This window comes from Seonamhaeicola marinus, from assembly GCF_008085455.1.
This window is the reverse complement of sequence record NZ_VSDQ01000171.1, coordinates 1-1,861: the sequence shown is the minus strand read 5'-3', so window position 1 is coordinate 1,861 and position 1,861 is coordinate 1. Positions and strand designations below refer to the sequence as shown.

Genomic DNA, 1,861 nt, shown 5'->3' with positions numbered 1-1,861 from the left:
TTTGGCTTCGTTAATAATAGGATGCCAATGGTAAATAGCTTTAAAAAAAGCGTCAAAGTTATAATTATTTGGCACGAAAAGTTTTGAAACACTGCGGCAGCCTAAGCCGTAATATCTAAAAATATCTTCTGAAAGATTTTGTAAATCTTCATCGGTTTCATTTCCTGTTAAAATGGCTACAGAATTACGGTTATTTCTAATGATAGAAGGTTTATTTTTAAAATAGTACTCAAAATAACGGGCTGTATTGTTACTGCCGGTAGCAATTACTGCATCAAAATTTTCTAATTTTTCTTGTGTGAAAGCTATTTTGCCTTTAAAACTAGGTTCAATATGTTCTAAATATTTGGCTAAGTAAGGTAGTAAATGTTTATCGTTTGATGATTGTTTTACAAGCACATTATGCCCAGTTATTAGCACCGATAAAAAATCATGAAACCCAACTAATGGTATGTTTCCAGCCATAATTATAGCAACCTTTTTAGGTGTAAAAGTTTCTATTTGGTAGGGTTTTAACCAGGTTTTTATACTATTTTGGGTTAAGGCATTTGCCCAATTTTTAAAGGCAAAGCGCAGGTTTTGCGTTGTAAACCAGCCATTGTGTTCTTGTGCTAGTTTTATTTGATGCTTAAAACCATCAAAAAACAGGTTGTTGTATTCAATATTATCGTGTTTAGTAACAACTTCATTAGAAAATTGCCTTAAAAAATCTCCTAATTTTACAAAAGCATTAATTCTTTGTTCTAAATGCATGCTTAATTTGGTTTTGAATGGTTTTGGCTTTATTTTTGCAACTGCAAATTTAAGCAAACTCAAGAGAAAAAACGGTATGGCAATTATAATAACAGATGAATGTATAAATTGTGGCGCTTGTGAACCAGAATGCCCAAACACTGCAATTTATGAGGGCGCCGATGATTGGCGTTATAAAGACGGAACAAGTTTAGAAGGAAAAATAGTATTAACTAACGGTACGGAAGTTGATGCCGATGAGGCACAAGAACCAATTAGTGACGAGTTGTATTATATAGTGCCTGATAAATGTACAGAATGTAAAGGATTTCATGATGAGCCACAATGTGCAGCAGTTTGTCCGGTAGATTGCTGTGTGCCAGATGATGATCATGTTGAAACCGAAGAAGAATTACTTACAAAACAACGTTTTATGCATCCTGAAGATTAAACGTTACGTGTTATTTTATATAGAAATCCTAAGTGAAAGCTTAGGATTTTTTTATTTTAGTAAAATGGATAATGAAAAACCATATAAAGGCTTTTGGCTGTGTTTTTTTAAACTAATGTTTATTACAGTTGTTGTTCTTTTGCGGTTTATATTCTTAATTTTTAGTTTTCTTTCTGTGACATAATTCTCAATAAAAAAAAGAATCATAATAACATTTTTATATTTAAATTATTTTGGTTTGCATAACAGGTAGTATAAATCATATGAGCTGTTCATTTAGCCATTTGTTATAATGAAAAAAAGAGTGTTAATGTATTTTTGTATAGTAAAAGTATAAACTAAAATACTGTAAATATGAAAATAATTTTAAAGAGAATTATGCTATTTGGCACTTTATTAATGTCGGTAGGTGTTTTTTCTCAAAATGTTAACATATCAATAGATTTGGAAAAGCAACGCTTTTTAGACGGTGTTTCCAATCTAGATAGAACAAAATACTTTAACAATCATGATGCAAAAGAAGATCCTGATTTTCCTACGTTTTATAAAGATAACAATGTAGGTTTTGGAAGGCAGTTTTGGGGACCTTTTGCTTTTAATGGAAAAGGTAATTTTAACAATACTCCGCCTACTTCTGACGGTATAGTAAGACCAGTTAATAGAATTATATTCACTTAT

At 30.8% G+C, this 1,861-nt stretch carries 3 protein-coding genes; 2 read left to right on the top strand and 1 reads right to left on the bottom strand.

All coding sequences use genetic code 11. The annotated features are described in order from the left end of the window. Positions 1-753: acyl-CoA reductase (locus FUA24_RS02825; RefSeq protein ID WP_148539995.1), on the bottom strand; the 753-nt coding region annotated here is incomplete at its 3' end. A 76-nt stretch (positions 754-829) separates the two neighbouring features. On the opposite strand from FUA24_RS02825, the gene FUA24_RS02820 reads away from it, so the two are divergent. Next, positions 830-1,183, top strand: coding sequence for a 4Fe-4S dicluster domain-containing protein (locus FUA24_RS02820; protein ID WP_147133877.1), 354 nt, complete (start codon positions 830-832; stop codon positions 1,181-1,183). 354 nt (positions 1,184-1,537) lie between these two features. Then, positions 1,538-1,861, top strand: a 324-nt coding sequence (locus FUA24_RS02815; RefSeq protein WP_222861302.1) for a hypothetical protein, incomplete at its 3' end; no start/stop codon positions are given.